This window comes from Wolbachia endosymbiont (group A) of Crataerina pallida (assembly GCF_964028475.1).
Lineage (GTDB): Bacteria > Pseudomonadota > Alphaproteobacteria > Rickettsiales > Anaplasmataceae > Wolbachia > Wolbachia pipientis.
This window is the reverse complement of the sequence record NZ_OZ034785.1, coordinates 734,142-749,835: the sequence shown is the minus strand read 5'-3', so window position 1 is coordinate 749,835 and position 15,694 is coordinate 734,142. Positions and strand designations below refer to the sequence as shown.

Genomic DNA, 15,694 nt, shown 5'->3' with positions numbered 1-15,694 from the left:
CGCGGCGGCATGACGTAGGATTGCTGTCATCCCGCTGCTTGTTAGTGGCTAAGAGATACTGTGAATAAATCACGGTATGACGGTTAAGTATCCCGCTACGTGTTAGCGGCTGAGATAACGCGAATAAATCGCGGGATGACGTGTTGCTTGGGTCAGCTATAGAAGCAAAACTCATCATTTTGAAAGAGGAGGAGATTTTTCCGGACCCTCAGCGGAGATTGATTTTGGATCTGATAATTCTGTATTTACCTTGATTGGCTCTAATGGAGTTTTCTGCTCTTCCGGTTTATCATCTGGAATTGGAACAGGCCAATCCATAATGTTTTGCGGTATAACTTCTGCTTCTTTAGCTTCTTTTTGACCTGTTGAAGATGATGCATCAACTCCTGCATTTTTGGTAACTTCTTGTTTTAGTTGTTTATTTTCTTCTTGCAGTTGCTTTAAATTTTTCTTTAACTCGTCAATCTCTCTTATTTTTTGTTTTAATTGTTCAGATATAGTTAGTTTGTCTCTAGTCAATTTTTTGTTTTCTTGTCTTAACCCACTAGCTGTTCTGCTTGAGTTGTTGTTTACAGCTTGTATACCTTGGTCTTGCTGCTGCATGCTTGTTCCTCTACTTTCATATTCAACTTCAGTTTGAGTTGCCTGACCTTTTTCCTGCTGTAATATGTTCTGCAGTTGCTCTAGACTCTCTTTGACAGATGCCAGCTCTTCCTGTGTACACGTTAACATCCCTTCCTTTTCCTTAAGTTGATATTGAAGTTTTTCTATTTCCCTCTTCGTATTTTCTTCGCTTAGCTCATCTGCAAGTGATCTTCCAGGTTCAAGTTGTCGAATTTCCCTCTCTAAATCTTCCTTTTCTCTCTGTAATTCATTTAATTCTTTAGACAATTGGCTCGCCGTTTCAGCCAATGTATTGTTTTCCTTTTTTGTTTCCATTAACTGTTCTGCCAACTGCTTTTTATGATCATCCTTTAAACCTTCCACTATTTTCTTCAGGTCATTCTCCAAATTTGCATTCTTTTCCTTTAGTACAGTTAAATTAGCTTCACTTTGCTTCAATTTTCTCTGTAATTCTTTATTTGCCTCATTTGTTTCACCTTCCTTATCTTTCAACTGATCATTTAAGTTCTTTATTACATCATTTTTATCCTGTAGTTCTTCCTCTTGTTCCTTTATTCTTTGACCTCTTTCAAATATCGCTCGCTGTTGTTCATTGACTTTATCTCTCAAGGAGTCACGTTCTAATCTTAGATCCTCAAGCTGCTTTGCCTGCACTGCAAAATATTTAGCAAATGTTTCTTTTTCTTCCTCTAATTCCTCAACTTCATCTTTTAATCCTTCTTGCTCATACTCTTCTTCATCACCAGACATATCATCCTCAAATATTTCATCTTCATCACTAAATTCACTGCTGGTGGATATAGAACTTCTACGTGAAGAAGGTGTGCTAGGAGAGGAATACCCACTGCTGCTTGGTGTAGGTGACTGTGGTGATATATGTAGATCTTTTGTAAATATTTCCTCTGCTGGTACTTGCTGATCGTCTACACTCTTGGATATGCCAGTAAAAGCTTGATACAGAGTTTTTCTGTTGATAAAAACTTCTTTATTTTGTCCAACTAACTTTAATACTTCTTCTGAACTCGTTATTCCTCCAAATTTTGGCTCACCAATAACACTCTGTATACCACCAGAATCCAATTTTACGGTCATGCTACAGTCTATGCTGTTACCTTCAGAATCCTTAGCCTGCCAATTAATGGTCATTTCACATGAGCTTGAACCAGTAAAATCATAGTGCCTTTCGCTGCCTTTTTTGGTTGCAGTTATTTGACTATCTTTCCCTAAAGATATGTTATAAACCTTACCTTCACTGCTGGTCCTTAAAATATTGCTAATTTCTATTGGTTTTTCTTCATTTTCAAATCTAATTTTGAAGTCATTATCCTTTGTTGGATACACTAAGAAATTTTGACCAGGCAGAGACGACTTAAGTTCTTTATGCATTGCGTCTATTGATTGCTCAAATTTTTGGAACTCCTTTTCCCACTTTAAATTTATCTGTCCTGTAATGTCCTCATCTTTGCGTAAAGGACCAATAAAGTACCAGATTAAATTTTCTTCCTCCAGTCTTTTGATAAAATCCTGAAGATCGTTGCAAGATTCAATGACATTTAAAGTATCATTTTTCTTTTGTTCATCTACATCTAAACTTTGACTTTCAGCTATAAATACATTTTCGTTTTCCTGTGGCATAATTTTACATTTTAAAAAATATACTATAATATTAACAGATTTCTTTAAAAAATCAACTAATTGTTGGATAAATAAACTTGAGCATTTGGCCAAAATGTTATATAGTAGTCACTTCAAGAAGTACAGTATGGACAATACCATTATAAGAAAATACGATATTAGAGGTATAGTAGGCAAAGATTTGCAGATTAATGATGGGTACGAGATAGGTAGAAAGTTTGGCCAAACCGTAGCTAGTGTTTGTGTCGGCTACGACAGCAGAATAGATTCACCAGGTATAGAAAGAGAATTAATTAGGGGCTTAACTTTATCCGGTGCAAATGTTATACGCGTTGGACTATGCTCTTCACCTATGCTTTACGCTGCAACACAAATCACACAGGCGGATCTTGGTATCATAATAACTGCCTCTCATAACCCCAGCGAATATAATGGCTTTAAATTTTTTAGTAATAAAAAAGTCTTCTCAGATCAAGAAATGAAGGAAATTATAAGCAGTCCAATTAAAAACAGCACAAGAATTGGAAGCTTAATTAACATAAATATATATAGTGAGTACATTAGCATATTGAAAAGTGCAGTGAAGAATAATACTACACAGAAATTAAAAATAGCCTGGGATTGTGGAAATAGTCCAGCAAGTGGAATTATAAGGTATATTGAAAAGATCTTGCCTGGTCATACGCACATCGTAACCAATAACTCTATAGATGGGGCATTTCCACTGCATGATCCAGATCCCATAGAGGAAAAAAATCTTGCTCAATTAATTGACATTGTGAAGGAATATGGATGTGATCTTGGCATTGCGCTAGATGGCGATAGCGATAGGGTGCGCTTAATTGATAATAAAGGCAACGTTGTTTCCAATGACCATTTATTTATAATTTTTGCACGTGAAGTGTTGGAGGAATATCCAGAAAGCAAAGTTATTGCTAACGTAAAAATGAGTATGAAAGTGCATGATTTTGTTAGCAAGTTAGGAGGGCAAGTTATTACCTGCGCTACTGGACATTCACTAGTTAAGAAGAAGATGGTAGAGGAAGAGGCAAAGTTTGCTGGTGAATTAAGCGGGCACTTCTTCTTTTCTGAGCTAAGTTTTGATGATGGGCTATATTCTGCTGTTAAAGCAGTTGACATTTTGCTTAAGAAAAACCAAAGCCTATCTCAGGTAATTGAGGATTTACCGAAGTTATATATCACTCATGAAGTAAAGATTGTAGTGAAAGATGAGAAAAAATTTCAAATAATTGAATCAATAAAGAAAACACTGGAGAAGCAAAATATTGTATTTTCAGATCTTGATGGTGTTAAGGTAACCGATAATAAAGGTTGGTGGCTTCTTAGGGTATCAAATACGCAAAACTGCATTACAGCAAGATGCGAAGGAGAGACTTTAGAGGGTTTTGAACTTACTAAAAAGGTTTTGTTCCATTACATTGATGAAGCAAGGTCTTTAAATTGTAGCTACTCACAGAAATAAATTTGATTTATAAAATTGACATGAAAGTATAAAGATAAATAGGCTAAATGTACTTATCACCTGGTCAGGCTGCAGCATTATTTCGTGTAACCGTTTGCGGGTCCACTTAATTCTGCAATTCTTTGATCTCACTCATGGAGAGGCCAGTAAACTTAACAATAGTGGTGACATCAACATTATTAGCCAGCATTGTTTTTGCAACTTCAATTTTTCCTTCCTTTTTAGCATCATCAAGTTTTTGTTCAAGAACAGCCCGTTCATCACGAATACGTTTTATTTCCTGTTCGTAGGCAATAAATTCTTTCTCTGACCAGTTGAATCTATTTAGTTCTTCATATGCCTTTTTAATTATTACATCACTACCTATTATCTTTTCCAATTCTTCTTCGCTAGTTTCATCTGCATATTTAAAATAATAGATCCATTTTTCAACTATACTCTCCAATTGGTCTTCTTTAGTTTTAGGAAATTTTGGTAACTCAATAAATGTAAAATAAAAATCTTTTAAATCATGTTCATAGCTATCTTTGTCTAACATTACATGATCTGACTTATACTCAGATTTATTAGGAAAGAGAATACAATCAGCAATAGCTATAAAAATGATTTCTTTAAGACCCTGATATTGATCACCTTTATCAGCTTGCCTTGAATAAGCTTTAGCAGCGTAATATTGAGCGCGTTTTTCAAAGCCTTTAGTTTTGGCAACTTGCATTTCGACTATTACTTGCACCCCATTTTCATCCCTGCAAAGAACATCAACGATACTTTGTTTTTTAGAGGCAATTTCAGCATCTTGAATAGTGCTGAGGAATTCTATTTCTTTTATTTCATCTTTGCCAGTGAACCCCAAAATATCATTGAGAAAGTGAATGAGGATGTCTTTATTTTTTTCAGTACCAAAAATACGCCGGAACGCAACATCATTCTTGGGGTCGAGAAATTTAGAAAGAGCCATAAAAAAATTTTTAAATGTATCTTTATATTATATATTCTTATTGATAATAATTCAATAATTTGTCATCTTTTTTGTTAACTTTACTGATGTTGCCAGAAGGAACGTTGTTGCAAAATTTTGTAAAATTTATTATCCTAAGGTTTCAAGTTCTCACAGGTTTATTGGAACTATATGTACAATGTGTTTATCAGTGAAAATCCGGAGAAAATGATGGGGGAAAAGTTAATACATTACTTTAGCCAGGGTAAATGCGAAGGCAATGCAGAAATGAAAAATCTGCTGGGAGGAAAGGGGGCAAATTTAGCAGAAATGTGCAATGTTGGCATTCCTGTTCCACCTGGTTTCACAATTTCCACCTCTGCTTGCAAAGTCTATTATCAAGACAATAGATCTTCTGTTATCCAAGTAGCTGACTACTCGGATCCAGAAAAAAATGTGGTCACGCACTGGAATGACATATGTAGTGGAATCAAAAACTACATGGCGATGCTCGAAAATGACATCGGTTGTAAATTTGGGGATTTAAATAATCCTTTATTAGTTTCAATACGCTCTGGTAGTGTTAGTTCAATGCCGGGCATGCTTGATACTATTTTAAATGTTGGTCTAAATGATGAAACCGTTGTTGGGCTTGCAAAAAAAAGTGGCGAACGTTTTGCTTACGATAGCTACTGCCGTTTCATCATGATGTACTCCAATGTTGTACTACAGCTTGATCATCACCTATTTCAAGATGTTGTTGATAATGAGCAGCAAAAGAGTGGAGCAAAAAGCTTAGCTGATCTTGATGTTGATGTTTTAAAGAGAATTGTTAACGATTTTAAAAAGATAGTATATGAAAAAACTGAGAAACATTTCCCGCAGAACGTTGAAGAGCAATTGTTAAACTCAGTTAATGCAGTATTTGCCTCTTGGAAAAATGATAGGGCTGTTTCCTATAGAAGAATACATAATATTCCTGAAAACCTTGGAACAGCGGTCAACGTGCAAGCAATGGTTTTTGGTAATTTAAATGATAATTCTGCAACTGGTGTGATATTTACACGAAATCCTTCAACTGGAGAAAAAAAATACTTTGGTGAATTTCTGATTAATGCTCAGGGTGAGGATGTGGTTTCTGGTGTTTATACTCCTATGCCAATTGACGGAGAGCAAAAAAACACCATGGAGAAGTTGCTGCCAAGTGTCTACCGAGAATTATGCGTGGTATGTGAAAAACTTGAAAGGCATTATAAAGACATGCAGGATATCGAATTTACTGTGCAGGACGGTAAGTTATGGATTTTGCAGACTAGGTCTGGCAAGCGCACGGCTGAAGCTGCTATTCGCATAATAGTTGATATGGTAAACGAAGGAACGATTACAAAAGAAGAAGGAATATTGAGAATTGATCCAAAAACTTTTGACAATTTATTGCATCCAGTTCTTGACGTTAAGGGTGACCAGAAAGTAATAGGGAAGGGACTGCCGGCTTCTCCAGGGGTTGCTTCTGGATATGTAGTGTTTAGTGCAAGTGATGCTGAAAAAGCTGCAGAGCAGGGTAAAAAAGTGATTTTAGTAAGGTCAGAAACGAGTCCTGAAGATATTAATGGAATGAATGCTGCAAGTGGCATAGTAACAGCACGGGGAGGGATGACCTCGCATGCTGCTGTTGTAACCCGTGGAATGGGTAAGCCATGCATTTGCAGTGTGAGTGGACTTTATATCGATAAAGATGGAACTTTCTTTTCTGTAGGGGATACAAAAGTAAATAAAGGTGAACCAATTACCATCAACGGAGGAACAGGGGAGGTTATGCTTGGCATTCTTCCTACAATTTCACCTGAATTATCGCAAGAATTCAAAACGATAATCAACTGGATAGATGAAATCAAAACGATCAAAGTGAGAGCGAACGCTGATACTCCAAAAGATGCAAAAATTGCAAAAGAATTCGGTGCAGAAGGTATAGGCTTATGTCGCACAGAACATATGTTTTTCGCTAGTGATAGAATCGAATTCATTCAAAAATTGATAATAGCTGACGATGAAAATGAAAGGGCAAATGCGCTCATTAAACTAGAAGAAATGCAAAAGTCTGATTTCAAAGAAATATTTTCTATTATGGAGGGCAGGGAAGTCACTATACGGTTGCTTGATCCACCTTTGCATGAATTTTTACCCAATGATCAGTCTACTATAGAAAAAATTGCCAAATCACTTAGTAAGTCAGTTGAGTCAGTAAAAAATAAAATAGCACAGTTATCAGAAAAGAACCCAATGCTTGGCCATCGAGGTTGTAGACTTGCTATTTCTCATCCTGAAATATATAGCATGCAGATTAGGGCAATACTTAGTGCTGCAAGTGAATTAAAGAAAGAAAAGAAGATAGAAGTGGAGCCTGAAATCATGATTCCTTTTATCATGAGCGAGAAAGAATTTATTCTGATATGCGAGCTAGCAAAGAAAGAATCCTCTGTTATCTCAGCTGGGATCCAGACGCAGATTCCAGCGTCACGCGCTGGAATGACATCAGACAAGGCTTATTCAATTGGAACGATGATAGAACTACCAAGAGCAGCACTGATTGCTGATAAGTTAGCAAAACATGCAGAGTTCTTTAGTTTTGGCACTAATGATTTAACGCAAACAACCATGGGACTTTCAAGAGATGATTCAGTTAATTTCCTCGATTCTTATAAGGAAAGCAACATATTCGAAAACGACCCATTTGAAGTGCTGGACATCGAAGGGGTAGGGGAGTTAATCAAGATGGCCATTGAAAGAGGCAAAAAAACCCGAAAAGAAATAAAACTGGGTATATGTGGAGAGCATGGAGCAGATCCAAAATCTATAGAGTTTCTCATCGAATCAGGGGTGGATTATGTTTCATGCTCACCCTATAGAGTACCGATTGCAAAGTTAGTGGCAGCACAGTTTAGTGTTAGATCTAAATTTGCTAGGTAAGTATAGTGGCAGTGTTGGCTACTCATATGGTTTGAGCCCACCAGAGGGTGTCATTCCAGCGCGTGACGCTGGAATCTAGTTTTTATTATGGCCTTCTGGATCCCAGTGTCTGGGCACTGGGATGACATCCTGTTACACGTTCAACTTCATTCTCTCTCATCTCCCTATAACTTGGTAATGTAGAATTTTTTACATGCAACCCGGTGTATATTGCAACCAAAGCAGCTATGACACTGCAAACTACTGCACCAGCTACAAATGGAACCATTACAGCAGCAGTAATGAATAATCCTGTAATAACAACTCCAACAACATCTTTTGTCAATGAGGTGTAAAAATCCTTTTTGCTCTCTTTATATTTAGTTTCTTGTTCATTTGGCATAGAAAATTGAGCATCTACGAAGCCGTTAGCTTTATTATCATTATTTGGTGTGGCAGTTTGCTTAGTATTTGTTTCCTCTGGTATTACAGGCGTTTTGTTTTTGTTATTATGATTATCACCATTGGTACTGGTTAGAGGAACTGTTGCTATAGGTCTACTACCAATGTTCCCATTACTGCTGCAAGGTTTTGCTCTGTTTTCTTCATTAAGCTTACCACTATTCAAGAACGCATTAACAATTTCAGTTTTACCTACCTGTATGGCCACTTCTAAAGCCTCTTTCCTGTTTGCAGGACTCACGTAACCTAAAATTAGCTCAACTTCTTGGACATTACCTTGAACAATAGCAGAATTCAAGGCATGCAATTTTTCTTCTTCATTAAATTTGCCACTATCCAAAAGTACCTTAACAACGTCAGCTTGTTTTGTTATTGCAGCTATATCCAATATAGTCCTGGAAGCAGTATCTGTAAGATGGATTACAGCATCTAAATCTGTAAACAATTTTACAACATCTAGAAATACGCTACGATCGCCGGTAATATTGGACTCTCTTACAGCATTTGCAAACGAGTCAAAAATTGCCGAATTTGTTTTTTTTCCTTGTATTAGTTGCCCGTAAAGTACTTCAGCAGTCATACCAGGGTTTATGGAGTTACTAGAATCTACTTCATTACTGTCTGCTCTATTCTCTTCCACATTAGGTGCCTCTTCTTCCTTGTTTATCGCTGCGGTTATTTGCTCTTGTTGAAGGGGTTTACACCCATTTTGGAGGAGAAAATCCTTAACGCGTGTGTTGTTATTTTAGGTTGCATGTTTTAGAAGTAAGTCTTCTAATGAATTGTCTCCTTCACATTTATCTTGGAAATTAACTTCTTTCCACTTTGGTTCCTTTTGCAAATCTTTAAGACTAGCAATTCCCTTATCATCATATTTTACAATTGTAGCTATCTTTCGATACAACTCTCTAATATCATCATTACTATATACCATAACTAAACCTACTACTATATGTTAGTTTATTACAGCAACTTTCCCACAACCAGTCAAGACATATTGCAGTTTCAAGCAGCATGATATATATTGAATATAGTTCTTAAAGCAAATGATGGAAGATTTAGCCTATAAATTAGTTAAAGTGACCGAAGCTGCGGCGCTTGCTGCATATAAACTAGCAGGCTTCGGCGATGAAAAAAAGGCTGATCAGGTTGCAGTTGATGCAATGCGTACAGTATTAAATTCAATGGAAATAAATGGTACTATCGTAATTGGTGAAGGTGAGAGAGATGAAGCGCCGATGCTATATATTGGCGAGAAGGTTGGCACTGGAAATGGTCCTGAAATCGACATTGCCGTTGACCCACTTGAGGGCACTACGATTTGTGCTCATTACAAACCAGGGGCAATGTCTGTTCTTGCTGCAACGAAAAAAGGTAATTTTTTACATGCACCTGATGTTTATATGGAAAAAATAGCGGTAGGAAAAAATCTTCCAGAGGGTGTAGTCTCACTAAAAAATAGCATTGAAAAGAATCTAGACAATTTAGCCAAGGCAAAAAAGTGCAAAGTGAATGATCTCGTGGTAACTGTACTTAAACGTGAAAGGCATAGTGAATTAATAGAGAAAATCAGGAAATTAGGAGCAAAAATTAAACTAATAGATGATGGTGATGTTGCGGCCGTAGTTTCACTAGTAAATGGCAATCATGATATGTATATCGGAATAGGAGGGGCACCAGAAGGGGTGCTTGCGGCTGCAGCGCTGAGTTCAATCGGTGGGCAGATGGAAGGAAGATTGATATTTGACACAGATCAGTTAAAAGAAAGAGCAAAAAATTTAAATATTGATGACCCAGAAAAAGTCTACGCCGTAAAAGATATGGCAAGAGGTGAATCAGTGTTCATTGCAACTGGAGTAACAAGCGGAGAACTTGTGGATGGAGTTAAATTGAATCATAATACCTATTCAACTAATTCTTTAATAATTCTGCCTAATAGGCTGATAAAGCTGCAAACAATGCAGAACTTATGTTAGCTTTTTTAGTTTCTAATTTTAGCTTTACAACATTTAGCATTAAGATATAATCAAGTTTACTTATAACAATAGAGGTGTGAAATGTTTTCTAGTATTATAAATCTATTTAATGGTTTGTACAAAAATTCGAGTACCAAGGAAAGTGAAGAAAAGTTGACTCTTCTATCTCCTCAAGCAAATCTTCAATTCGATGAGACTCAGGTACAAAGTGTGCTCTCAGATTTTGAGGAATTGGAGTTTAAGGATAATAAGTGTTTTGACAAAATAGCAGACGATTATGAAAAGAAGGGGGAGAGTGCCCTTTTTAACTATGTAATATTGAATAAGCGGAAAGAAATAATCGATATATTAGATAGGAATCTTCCTCTCCTCGAAGAACAGGAGGAGTTTAGAAAGAAATATGGTCAATATGTTCTTCAAATTGACAAAGGAATGAGTTATGGAAAAGAACTTCAAGATGGACTTCGGTCTTTTGAAGATAGGGCAGAAAAAGTATTATCAGATTTTGAAAGATTGAATTTTGATTTTAAGGATAATAAGTGTGAAGATTCTTCTGATTTCGTAAATTATAATAACGGTTGGCCGGCAGATCCATTTGACAAGATAGCAAATTATTATCGAGAGGATGATATTTTCCTTTTCAATTATGTGGTATTGAGTAAGCGAAAAGAAATAATGGTATATTGGATAAGAAGCTTACTTCTAAAGATCAGGAGGAGTTAAAAGAAAATTTTAAAAAGAGGTTGGGTAGATATCTTATTCGAATTGGTGAAGGAATGAGCGATGGACAAGAATTTCTAAAAACTGGTAGTGCAATTGCTTTCTTTGATGGGTGTTATGTGCCATGTCCATATGCAAACCGTCTTCTTAATCATTATGACCATCTTAATATCAACATTACTAAACCTGAACAAAGTTTAGAAACCAGTCGTCTTTTCACTGAAAAAACTAAAAGAATGGAAGAAGAGAAAAGCGAGGTAAAAAGAGCAAAAATATACAGCAATGGTGAAAGAATAGTAACAATTGAGAAGAATGAGAAACAACAGAGGAACTACTCCTTTACAAAATTTGCAATATGTGACATCGAAATTAGTTGGGGTGCAAAAGATGAATCTGGAAAAGACCTTAACTGTACTGTTGTTCTAAATATAAATTTAGGTCAAGTTAGTATTAAAAAATCAACTATTGACGGTAAAGATGTTGAACCAAAGAAAATTTTAGAGTTAGCTAAGCAAAACGAGGCTGTGCTTATAAAAGGTAAAGCTTTACATGAAGTTTTAGCAGCACATTTCATTAAGCAAACACCATGTGAGGAAAAGAAGGATATGCAATCGCACGAGAATATCGTTGTACCTGGTTCCGGTGCACCTCGCTCTATTAATGAGGAAATAACTGTAGAGCATCCGTTCGGGAAAGCGGCAAATAAAGATAATCATAGAGAAATGTGAGTTTACAACAAATGGTGCCATGAAAGTAGCTGATACATAACTGTACGAACGTTTGTTTGCGAAGAAATGTTATAGCAGGTTTTGCCTCAAACACAAAGGTGTCATTCCAGTGCTTGACACTGGAATCCGGCCCTTTTACGCAGTCCCATTAAAAACGTTGTATTTTAACGTAGGATTAGCTACTTTTATACTCACCAATTTAATCTCTAATCAAAATTCCTGGATCCCAGTGTCTGGGCACTGGGATGACATCCTCCCTAGTGGATTCAAATCACAATATTCGTATAGTAAGCACTGACCACTTTTGCTTCAATATTTGCGATGCCCCTGAACAGATACAATTATTCTATTATCAGGAGGATGCCATTAATCGCTTTATATAATGCTACTTGTAACACTTATGCCCTGAACGGAGACAGTTTAGGCTGTTATGCCTGGCGGCTTTGTTGGAATAAGTTTTTCAACACTGCTAACAATAAAATTGATTGTATCGTCAGCTACCTTATCGAATTTATCATTTATCTCTTTTCCTATTTCTTGATTTTTAACATATTCGTGTAGAGCTAAAGCAGTTATAGCTGCACATGCTGCAATTAAGCCAGTTTGTGCTATAATGAATAGTGATAATCCTCCTACGAATATAGATGTTAATCCAATAGCCAGGTTTATAATTTTACTTTGTGTTGTTTGTTGCGTCGCTTGGCTTTGATCTGCCTGTTTATCCTCTAAAGCATTCGATATTGTTTTTAAGGCAACTTTTATCGCTATTGCTGCAACTGAAACCATAATTAGCCCTATAGCTATTTTTGCTAAAAGAAGAATCGACGGTAGCATCATTACAAATAATAGCGCGCCAATTCCTCCAGCTAACCACTTCTCATTTATTTTTTTTGATTGATTTGTACCAGTGTTCATTATTACCCTCCACTTTACTTATGATTTACCTATATCTAATACGAAATATGAAGGTAGTCAACTATATATTTTATATGAAAGATTGTATTAAAAGTTTTTCATGTTATTTTTTGCTGCTTCGTGGTTAAATTTGGAATTTTAGAAAGAGTTACGTATTATTTGAAATTCTTGTATACTGTTTTGAATCAGTTAAATAGATAATGAAGTGCAGGACGCAGTTTTAATTTTACAAGATGGCAAGTGCTTTTGGGGAAAATCAGTAGGTAAAAAAGGCAAATGCATAGGTGAGGTCTGTTTTACCACTGGTATGACCGGTTATCAGCATACTATAACTGATCCTTCTTTTGCCGATCAAATTATAACGTTCACTTTTCCTCATATTGGTAACGTTGGAATAAACCATAAGGATAATGAAGGAAAGAAAATTTTTGCAAGTGGTGTGGTTATGCGTGAACTTTCTTCTACGTCCCACCCTTCTTCATATATCAGTTTAAATGATTGGTTAGAGAAAAATAACGTGATTGGGATATCAGGAGTTGATACTAGAGCTTTAACAAGACATTTGAGAGAACATGGATCTCAAAATGGAATGATATGCTCATCGAGTAAGGCGCATGCATTAGACAAATTGAAGGAATACAAACCTGTAAATGGGATAGAAATAACTAATAAGGTTAGTTTAAATAACAGTTTTGAAAATAATAGACTAGCGGAGCACTTTGTCATCCAAGTAGCTGACTACTCGGATCCAGCAAAAAATATATGGATTCCAGTGTCACGCACTGGAATGACATCAGATAGAGCTATTGACCTTAATGCAAAATATAGGATTGTAATCGTTGATTTTGGCGTAAAAATCAGTATAGTTTCACGCTTAATAGAACTTGGTTGTACAGTTGAATTAATCAGACCAAGCACAGGTTTTGCTCAAAAAGTGTTGAGTATGAATCCAGATGGTATAGTGCTTTCAAATGGTCCTGGTGATCCGCAAGAAATAGGAGAAAGTGTAGTTTCAGAAATAGACATTATTATAAAATCTAAAATACCAATTTTTGGCATATGCATGGGCCATCAATTACTTGCGATTACTTTGGGGGCAAAGACCATCAAGATGGATATAGGTCACCGAGGGAGTAACCATCCAGTTTATAATGTAATTAGTGGAAAAGTTGAGATCACTAGCCAAAATCATGGTTTTGTTGTTGATTCAGCTTCTCTTCCAAGTAATGTTGAAATTACTCACATTTCTCTATTTGATAATAGTGTAGAGGGAATAATGATGAAGGATTACCTAGTCTTTTCTGTGCAATATCATCCAGAAGAAGCGCCAGGTACGCATGATTCGCATTATTTGTTTAGGCGTTTTATTGGCAATATTGTGTTATATAAAATGAAATCTGCATGATTTTAATCAGGGTAGGTTTTATTGCTTGATTTTTTAATTTTAGGCGTTTAGTATTAAATACAATAAGAGCTTAAGTTAAGATGCTAAAATAGTATTCTCTTAACAAATTTTTGCGGAGGAGTGACCGAGTGGTTAAAGGTAACAGACTGTAAATCTGTCCGCGTGAGCGTACGTAGGTTCGAATCCTACCTCCTCCATTGTGCGGGTATAGCTCAATGGTAGAGCTCTAGCCTTCCAAGCTAGTGACGTGGGTTCGATTCCCACTATCCGCTCTTTTTTTTGTTGTATTTTTATAAAATCAACATATTATTTATTGATGTATTTGTATTTTAGGTAGAAAAGTTTAAATTATGACAGCAATAGTGGAAGCATTTGGAAAGCCGCATGTAAATGTGGGAACAATAGGACATGTGGATCATGGGAAGACGACGTTAACAGCGGCGATAACGAAGCATTATGGAAATTTTGTAGCGTACGATCAGATAGATAAAGCGCCAGAAGAAAGGAAGAGGGGGATAACGATAGCAACAGCGCATGTTGAGTATCAGACGGAAAAAAGGCATTATGCACACGTTGATTGTCCTGGACACGCTGACTATGTAAAGAACATGATAGTAGGTGCAGCACAGATGGATGCGGCGATATTGGTAGTGTCGGGGGTTGATGGGCCAATGCCACAAACGAGAGAGCATATATTGCTGGCGAAGCAGGTAGGTGTTGGATATATCGTGGTGTATATAAATAAAGCTGATGTTGCTGATGCTGATATGATAGATTTAGTAGAAATGGAAGTGAGGGAATTACTGAGTAAATACGGATTTCCAGGGGATGAAGTGCCTGTGGTGGTTGGTTCAGCGCTCAAGGCGCTGGAGGATGACAGCAGCGAATATGGAAAGAAATCAATAGATAAATTGATGGAAAAGTTAGATGAATATGTAGCGGTTCCACCAAGGCCTGTGGATTTACCATTTTTATTGCCAATCGAAGATGTATTTTCGATATCGGGGCGAGGAACAGTGGTAACAGGAAGAATAGAGAAGGGAGAGATAAAGACGGGAGAAGAGATAGAGATAATAGGTCTGAAAGCGACGCAAAAGACGATATGCACAGGTGTTGAGATGTTTAAGAAGTTGCTGGATAAGGGAAGTGCAGGACTCAATGTAGGAATATTGTTAAGAGGAACAAAAAGAGAAGAAGTGGAGAGAGGGCAAGTATTAGCGAAACCGGGGACGATAACACCGCATAGAAAGTTTAAGGCGGAGGTTTATATATTAAAGAAAGAGGAAGGAGGAAGGCATACACCATTTTTTGCGAATTACCAGCCACAGTTTTATTTAAGGACAACGGATGTAACTGGGAGCATAAAATTGCTAGATGGGAAGGAGATGGTAATGCCAGGAGATAATGTGAGTGTAGAAGTAGAATTGCAAGTACCGATAGCAATGGATAAGGGATTGCGTTTTGCGATAAGAGAAGGCGGTAGAACTGTTGGTTCTGGTGTTGTTTCTGAAATTTTGGAGTGAGTGTAGTAACTAAGATGAAGCAAGATATATATATTAACATTAAGGCTTTCGATTGTTCTTTATTGGAGGAGTGTGTTCGAAAATTTGTTGATGAATTAAAGCGGTCCAGTGCAAAATTATCTGGTCCGATTGCGTTGCCAAGGAAAGATTCTAAATTTATTGTTAATAGATCTCCTCACGTTGATAAAAAATCTCGTGAACAGTTTGAAATGAGAACTTCTAGGCGTTTGATTGTTTTACATGATCTTACTCCTACTATGATGCAGATGCTTACAGGTTTATCTTTTTCTGCTGGCGTAGAAGTGGATTTAAAAGTCAAGGAAGTTAAGGTTTAGGAGAA

13 protein-coding genes and 2 tRNA genes are annotated in these 15,694 nt (G+C 36.6%); 10 read left to right on the top strand and 5 right to left on the bottom strand.

Annotated features, from left to right (window positions below; translation table 11 throughout):
- Positions 1-174: 174 nt before the first annotated feature.
- Positions 175-2,259 carry a hypothetical protein gene (locus tag ABWU55_RS03630; RefSeq protein ID WP_353286539.1) on the bottom strand — a complete coding sequence of 695 codons (2,085 nt, stop codon included), beginning with the start codon at positions 2,257-2,259 and terminating at the stop codon, positions 175-177.
- A 94-nt stretch (positions 2,260-2,353) separates the two neighbouring features.
- Between ABWU55_RS03630 and ABWU55_RS03625 the strand changes: the two genes are divergently transcribed.
- A complete protein-coding gene (locus ABWU55_RS03625) occupies positions 2,354-3,742 on the top strand; it encodes a phosphomannomutase/phosphoglucomutase (protein ID WP_353286538.1) in 1,389 nt (462 codons plus the stop codon).
- 106 nt (positions 3,743-3,848) lie between these two features.
- On the opposite strand, the gene ABWU55_RS03620 is transcribed toward ABWU55_RS03625, so the two are convergent.
- On the bottom strand, positions 3,849-4,700 hold the full coding sequence (locus ABWU55_RS03620) for an Rpn family recombination-promoting nuclease/putative transposase (RefSeq protein WP_015589151.1): 852 nt from the start codon (positions 4,698-4,700) through the stop codon (positions 3,849-3,851).
- Positions 4,701-4,910: 210 nt separating this feature from the next.
- Between ABWU55_RS03620 and ppdK the strand changes: the two genes are divergently transcribed.
- Positions 4,911-7,646, top strand: coding sequence for a pyruvate, phosphate dikinase (gene ppdK / locus ABWU55_RS03615; protein WP_353286537.1), 2,736 nt, complete (start codon positions 4,911-4,913; stop codon positions 7,644-7,646).
- 85 nt (positions 7,647-7,731) lie between these two features.
- Here ppdK and ABWU55_RS03610 read toward each other — a convergent pair whose 3' ends face one another.
- A complete protein-coding gene (locus ABWU55_RS03610; RefSeq protein ID WP_353286536.1) occupies positions 7,732-8,727 on the bottom strand; it encodes an ankyrin repeat domain-containing protein in 996 nt (331 codons plus the stop codon).
- Positions 8,728-8,832: 105 nt separating this feature from the next.
- A complete protein-coding gene (locus tag ABWU55_RS03605) occupies positions 8,833-9,021 on the bottom strand; it encodes a hypothetical protein (protein ID WP_353286535.1) in 189 nt (62 codons plus the stop codon).
- 115 nt (positions 9,022-9,136) lie between these two features.
- On the opposite strand from ABWU55_RS03605, the gene glpX reads away from it, so the two are divergent.
- From glpX to ABWU55_RS03590, 3 genes are all read left to right on the top strand, one after another.
- Complete coding sequence (gene glpX, locus ABWU55_RS03600) at positions 9,137-10,063, top strand: class II fructose-bisphosphatase (RefSeq protein WP_353286562.1); 927 nt, start codon at positions 9,137-9,139, stop codon at positions 10,061-10,063.
- Between the two features lie 81 nt (positions 10,064-10,144).
- Positions 10,145-10,786 (top strand): hypothetical protein, encoded by a 642-nt coding sequence (locus ABWU55_RS03595; protein ID WP_353286534.1) that lies wholly within the window; start codon positions 10,145-10,147, stop codon positions 10,784-10,786.
- The gene (locus ABWU55_RS03590) at positions 10,747-11,511 is read left to right on the top strand and encodes a hypothetical protein (RefSeq protein ID WP_353286533.1); all 765 of its coding nucleotides are present in this window, start codon (positions 10,747-10,749) and stop codon (positions 11,509-11,511) included. Before ABWU55_RS03595 ends, ABWU55_RS03590 begins: the two co-directional genes overlap by 40 nt.
- 420 nt (positions 11,512-11,931) lie before the next feature.
- Here ABWU55_RS03590 and ABWU55_RS03585 read toward each other — a convergent pair whose 3' ends face one another.
- Positions 11,932-12,426, bottom strand: coding sequence for a hypothetical protein (locus ABWU55_RS03585; RefSeq protein WP_010962761.1), 495 nt, complete (start codon positions 12,424-12,426; stop codon positions 11,932-11,934).
- 205 nt (positions 12,427-12,631) lie between these two features.
- Here ABWU55_RS03585 and carA point away from each other — a divergent pair, with 205 nt between their 5' ends.
- The 5 genes from carA to rpsJ all read left to right on the top strand — a co-directional run bounded on the left by carA (position 12,632) and on the right by rpsJ (position 15,689).
- Complete coding sequence (gene carA, locus ABWU55_RS03580; protein ID WP_353286532.1) at positions 12,632-13,831, top strand: glutamine-hydrolyzing carbamoyl-phosphate synthase small subunit; 1,200 nt, start codon at positions 12,632-12,634, stop codon at positions 13,829-13,831.
- 114 nt (positions 13,832-13,945) lie between these two features.
- Positions 13,946-14,028: transfer RNA gene (locus tag ABWU55_RS03575), tRNA-Tyr, on the top strand.
- A gap of 4 nt (positions 14,029-14,032) precedes the next feature.
- Positions 14,033-14,103: transfer RNA gene (locus ABWU55_RS03570), tRNA-Gly, on the top strand.
- A 78-nt stretch (positions 14,104-14,181) separates the two neighbouring features.
- Complete coding sequence (tuf, locus tag ABWU55_RS03565) at positions 14,182-15,354, top strand: elongation factor Tu (protein WP_010962759.1); 1,173 nt, start codon at positions 14,182-14,184, stop codon at positions 15,352-15,354.
- 14 nt (positions 15,355-15,368) lie between these two features.
- Positions 15,369-15,689 carry a 30S ribosomal protein S10 gene (gene rpsJ / locus ABWU55_RS03560; RefSeq protein WP_012673184.1) on the top strand — a complete coding sequence of 107 codons (321 nt, stop codon included), beginning with the start codon at positions 15,369-15,371 and terminating at the stop codon, positions 15,687-15,689.
- The last annotated feature ends 5 nt before the right edge of the window (positions 15,690-15,694 follow it).

Bases quoted from the DNA above. Each gene is read 5' to 3' on its own strand.
- ABWU55_RS03605 (WP_353286535.1), bottom strand. From the start codon at position 9,021: ATGGTATATAGTAATGATGATATTAGAGAGTTGTATCGAAAGATAGCT.
- ABWU55_RS03595 (WP_353286534.1), top strand. From the start codon at position 10,145: ATGTTTTCTAGTATTATAAATCTATTTAATGGTTTGTACAAAAATTCG.
- ABWU55_RS03585 (WP_010962761.1), bottom strand. From the start codon at position 12,426: ATGAACACTGGTACAAATCAATCAAAAAAAATAAATGAGAAGTGGTTA.
- tuf (WP_010962759.1), top strand. From the start codon at position 14,182: ATGACAGCAATAGTGGAAGCATTTGGAAAGCCGCATGTAAATGTGGGA.
- ABWU55_RS03625 (WP_353286538.1), top strand. From the start codon at position 2,354: ATGTTATATAGTAGTCACTTCAAGAAGTACAGTATGGACAATACCATT.
- ppdK (WP_353286537.1), top strand. From the start codon at position 4,911: ATGGGGGAAAAGTTAATACATTACTTTAGCCAGGGTAAATGCGAAGGC.
- rpsJ (WP_012673184.1), top strand. From the start codon at position 15,369: ATGAAGCAAGATATATATATTAACATTAAGGCTTTCGATTGTTCTTTA.
- ABWU55_RS03630 (WP_353286539.1), bottom strand. From the start codon at position 2,259: ATGCCACAGGAAAACGAAAATGTATTTATAGCTGAAAGTCAAAGTTTA.
- glpX (WP_353286562.1), top strand. From the start codon at position 9,137: ATGGAAGATTTAGCCTATAAATTAGTTAAAGTGACCGAAGCTGCGGCG.
- ABWU55_RS03620 (WP_015589151.1), bottom strand. From the start codon at position 4,700: ATGGCTCTTTCTAAATTTCTCGACCCCAAGAATGATGTTGCGTTCCGG.